3 protein-coding genes are annotated in these 4,431 nt (G+C 72.9%); 2 read left to right on the top strand and 1 reads right to left on the bottom strand.

All coding sequences use genetic code 11. The features are described from left to right. Positions 1 to 150: 150 nt before the first annotated feature. Positions 151 to 1,563 (bottom strand): serine hydrolase domain-containing protein, encoded by a 1,413-nt coding sequence (locus ACFV6D_RS38620; protein ID WP_380563402.1) that lies wholly within the window; start codon positions 1,561 to 1,563, stop codon positions 151 to 153. Positions 1,564 to 2,031: 468 nt separating this feature from the next. On the opposite strand from ACFV6D_RS38620, the gene tdh reads away from it, so the two are divergent. Both tdh and ACFV6D_RS38610 read left to right on the top strand, forming a co-directional pair. Beyond that, positions 2,032 to 3,060: an L-threonine 3-dehydrogenase gene (gene tdh / locus ACFV6D_RS38615; protein ID WP_063346237.1), complete on the top strand. Its 1,029-nt coding sequence runs from the start codon at positions 2,032 to 2,034 to the stop codon at positions 3,058 to 3,060. A gap of 32 nt (positions 3,061 to 3,092) precedes the next feature. Further along, positions 3,093 to 4,286 (top strand): glycine C-acetyltransferase, encoded by a 1,194-nt coding sequence (locus ACFV6D_RS38610; protein WP_063346236.1) that lies wholly within the window; start codon positions 3,093 to 3,095, stop codon positions 4,284 to 4,286. Positions 4,287 to 4,431: the final 145 nt, after the last annotated feature.

The following is a 4,431-nucleotide window of genomic DNA, read 5'->3' as shown; positions in this document are numbered from 1 at the left end:
ACCCGCGCGGCGGGCGGCGCCCCTCCCACCTCCCGGGGCGCCCGGCGGGGGGGGGGGCCGCGCGCGGGGGGCCGGCCGCGCGGCCCCCGGCGCCCCCCCCCCCCGGCGGGTCTGGCGTTCAGGCGTTCAGGCGTTCAGGCGGTCTGGCGCTCAGGCGTTGACCGTGGTCGGCGCGCCGGAGGGGGACCCCGGGGCGCCGGGCGAGGCCGGGGACGAGGCCGACCCCGATCCCGAGGGCGAGAGCGACGGCGACGGCGACGCGGACCCCGAGGACGAGGCCGACGGCGAGGCCGTGTTCATCGGCGGGATCGAGTAGACGTTCTTCGGCGAGACGATCTGCGTGATCGCCTTCGCGAACAGCGAGGACGGCTCCGAACCCCGGTACGGCACATCGGTGTTGAGCAGCACCACCAGGGTGGCCTGGGACTGCGGCAGGTACACCGCCACGGTCTCGTAACCGGGCAGCGAGCCGTTGTGCCCGATCCACCCGTTGTTGTTGAACAGCCCGAGGCCGTAGCCGACGCCGGGGTCGCCGGTCGGCTGGGTCTTCAACCGCTGGGACTGGGTGTCCTGCTTCAGCAGGGAGCCGGTGGCCAGGGACTTCGTCCAGTTCTGCAGGTCGGTGAGGTTGGAGATGACCGCCCCGGCCGACCAGGCCCAGGACGGGTTCCAGTCGGTGGCGTCCGTGGTCTGGCCGTTGGGCGTCTGGTCGGTGTAGCCGCGGGCGTGCGGGTCGGGGAAGGTCGCGTCGGTCGGGAAGACCGTCCCGTTCAGTCCGGCCTGGCTGAACACCTGGTCCTTGAGGAACTGGTCCACGGGCTCCCCGCCGGCCTTCTCGATGACCTTGCCGAGCAGGATGTAGTTGCTGTTGCTGTACTGGAACTTGCTGCCCGGCGGGAAGTTCGCCGGGTGCTTGTACCCGTAGGCGAGCAGCTGGTCGGGCGTGAACACCCGGTTCGGGTCGCTGATCAGCGCGTTCACGAAGTCCGGGTCGGAGGTGTACGGGAACAGGCCGCTGCGCATCCCGGCGAGCTGGCGGATGGTGATGTTGTCGCCGCCGGGCACGCCGTCCACGTACTTGGAGACCGGGTCGTCCAGGCCCACCTTGCCCTGGTCGACCAGCCGCAGCACGCCGGTCGCCGTGAAGGTCTTGGTCACGCTGCCGATCCGCATGTTCAGATCGGGCGACATCGGGGTGCCGGACTTGTCGGCCTGGCCGAAGGCCCGCTGGTAGCTGCCGTCGGGGGTGGTGATCCCGACGATCACGCCGGGGGTGGAGGTCTGGCCCAGCACCTGCTTGATCGCGGCGTCCAGCTGTTTGGCGACGTCGGGGGTCAGCGGCACCACCGCGCCGGCCGAGCCGCTGGCCGCGCCCGAGCCCGATGCGGACGGGCTGAGCGCGGCCGGCTCGGCGGTGAGGGCCGCGCCGCCGGCCGGCCGGTTCGGCGGCGACCCGCCGGAGCAGGCCGCGGTCGCGAGCAGGCCGGTCAGCACCAGGGCGGCGCAGGCCGCTCGGCGGGTGGAACGGGACGCGGCCGGATGCGGCCGTCGGATCGTGGTCATAGGTCGAGGCGCCTCTCTGCGGCGGACGGCCCCGGAGCGCTGCTCCACGAGGCCGACGGGGGAGCGCCGCCACCGTAAGCACCGCCGGTGCGGCCCCGCGCGTCGGCCGCCGCGGGGCTGACCCGAACGGACCCAGCGGTCAGCCGACTGCCCCAGCCGGCTGGCGCACATTGCCTCCCGTGTTGTCAAGGACCGGTGCCCACTGGGGGATTGGTGTCGCGGAAGCGGGCTCGCGCTCGGCCGAACAGGTGAGCACCGGCATGCCGCACCCGCCCCCGGCCCCAGCTCGGGCACGATCGTTTAGCCCAGCTGTGGCCGCCCTTAAGAATTCCTCGATGGACCGAACCCACCCTGACCAGGCAGATTGCTGCCTGCCCGGAACGCGTCCGCCAGGAACGGCCACACCGGGGCCACTCGGCCTGCCCACCCGCGAAGGCCGCCCCACTCGCACGTCAGGAGCCGTCGCCCGTGAAGGCACTCGTCAAGCAGAAGGCCGAGCCCGGGCTCTGGCTGGTGGACGTCCCGAAGCCGGAGATCGGCCCCGGCGAGGTGCTGATCAAGGTGCTGCGGACCGGCATCTGCGGCACCGACCTGCACATCCGCAACTGGGACGGCTGGGCCCAGCAGACCATCACGACCCCGCTGGTGCTCGGCCACGAGTTCGTCGGCGAGGTCGCCGAGATCGGTGCCGGCGTCGCGGACATCGCGGTCGGCGACCGGGTCAGCGGCGAGGGCCACCTGGTCTGCGGCAAGTGCCGCAACTGCCAGGCCGGCCGCCGCCACCTGTGCCGCAACACGGTCGGCCTCGGCGTCGGCCGGGACGGCGCCTTCGCCGAGTACGTGGCCCTGCCCGCCTCCAACGTCTGGGTGCACCGGGTGCCGGTCGACCTGGACGTGGCCGCGATCTTCGACCCGTTCGGCAACGCCGTCCACACCGCGCTCTCCTTCCCGCTGGTCGGCGAGGACGTGCTGATCACCGGCGCGGGCCCGATCGGCATCATGGCGGCCGCCGTCGCCAAGCACGCCGGCGCCCGCAACGTGATGATCACCGACGTCTCCCCGTACCGCCTCGACCTGGCCCGGGAGGTCGGCGTCACGCTGGCGCTGAACGTCGCCGAGCACACCATCGAGGAGGGCCAGCAGAAGCTCGGCCTGCGCGAGGGCTTCGACGTCGGCCTGGAGATGTCCGGCCGCCCCGAGGCGATGCAGTCGATGATCGCCAACATGACCCACGGCGGGAAGATCGCCGTGCTCGGCCTGCCCGCCGAGCAGTTCCCGATCGACTGGGCCTCGGTCGTCACCTCGATGCTCACCATCAAGGGCATCTACGGCCGCGAGATGTTCGAGACCTGGTACGCGATGTCCGTGCTGCTGGAGGGCGGGCTGGACCTCGCCCCGGTGATCACCGGCCGGTACGCCGCCGACGACTTCGCGGCCGCCTTCGACGAGGCCGCCAGCGGCCGCTGCGGCAAGATCATCCTCGACTGGACCGCCTGAGCCCCCCCGTTCGTCCTCGTTAGGAGTCCGCAGTGTTCGACAACGTGCGCGCCGACATCGCCATCACCCTCGACGAGATCCGCGAGGCCGGGCTCTTCAAGCCCGAGCGGGTCATCGGCACCCCGCAGAGCGCCGCGGTCACCGTCACCGGCGGCGGCCGCCCCGGTGAGGTGCTGAACTTCTGCGCCAACAACTACCTCGGCCTGGCCGACCACCCCGAGGTGCTCGCCGCCGCCAAGGACGCGCTGGACCGCTGGGGCTACGGCATGGCCTCGGTGCGCTTCATCTGCGGCACCCAGGACGTCCACAAGGCGCTGGAGGACCGGCTCTCGGCCTTCCTGGGCCAAGAGGACACCATCCTGTACTCCTCCTGCTTCGACGCCAACGGCGGCGTCTTCGAGACCCTGCTCGACGACCGCGACGCCGTCATCTCCGACGCGCTCAACCACGCGAGCATCATCGACGGCATCCGGCTCAGCAAGGCCCGCCGCCACCGCTACGCCAACCGCGACCTGGCCGACCTGGAGCAGCAGCTCAAGGAGACCCAGGACGCCCGCCGCCGCCTGATCGTCACCGACGGCGTGTTCTCGATGGACGGCTACGTCGCCCCGCTGCGCGAGATCTGCGACCTGGCCGACCGCTACGACGCCATGGTCATGGTCGACGACTCGCACGCCGTCGGCTTCGTCGGCCCCGGCGGCCGCGGCACCCCCGAACTGCACGGCGTGATGGACCGCGTGGACATCATCACCGGCACCCTCGGCAAGGCGCTCGGCGGCGCCTCCGGCGGCTACGTCGCCGCCCGCCGGGAGATCGTCGCCCTGCTGCGCCAGCGCTCCCGCCCGTACCTGTTCTCCAACTCGCTCGCCCCGGTGATCGCGGCGGCCTCGCTGAAGGTGCTCGACCTGGTCGAGCAGTCCAACGAGCTGCGCGAGCGGCTGGCGGCCAACACGGCGCTGTTCCGCAGCAGGATGACCGAGGCCGGCTTCGAGATCCTGCCGGGCGACCACCCGATCGCCCCGGTGATGATCGGCGACGCGGCCAAGGCCGGCCGGCTCGCCGAACTGCTGCTGGAGCGCGGCGTGTACGTGATCGGCTTCTCGTTCCCGGTGGTCCCGCACGGCCAGGCCCGGATCCGGGTGCAGCTGTCCGCCGCGCACTCCACCGAGGACGTCGAGCGCGCCGTCGCCGCCTTCGTCGACGCGCGCGCCGCGCTGGGCGAGTAGGCCCTGTCCGGCGCTGAGTAAGCCGGCAGCCCCATGAGCTGCCCGCGGGGCGGGGCCGCGGGGCGGCGGGGGGGCGGCGGGCGGGCCCCCCCGCCGGGGGGGGGGGGCGCCGCGGCCGCCCCCCCCGCGCCAGGCCACCACCCGC

The organism is Kitasatospora sp. NPDC059812 (genome assembly GCF_042732075.1).
Classification (GTDB): domain Bacteria; phylum Actinomycetota; class Actinomycetes; order Streptomycetales; family Streptomycetaceae; genus Kitasatospora.
Note: the sequence above shows the minus strand (reverse complement) of the source record. Positions and strands in the feature narration are given on the sequence as shown.

What these genes read in the sequence shown, in the direction of transcription:
- ACFV6D_RS38620 (WP_380563402.1), bottom strand. Translation starts at nt 1,563, where the DNA reads ATGACCACGATCCGACGGCCGCATCCGGCCGCGTCCCGTTCCACCCGC.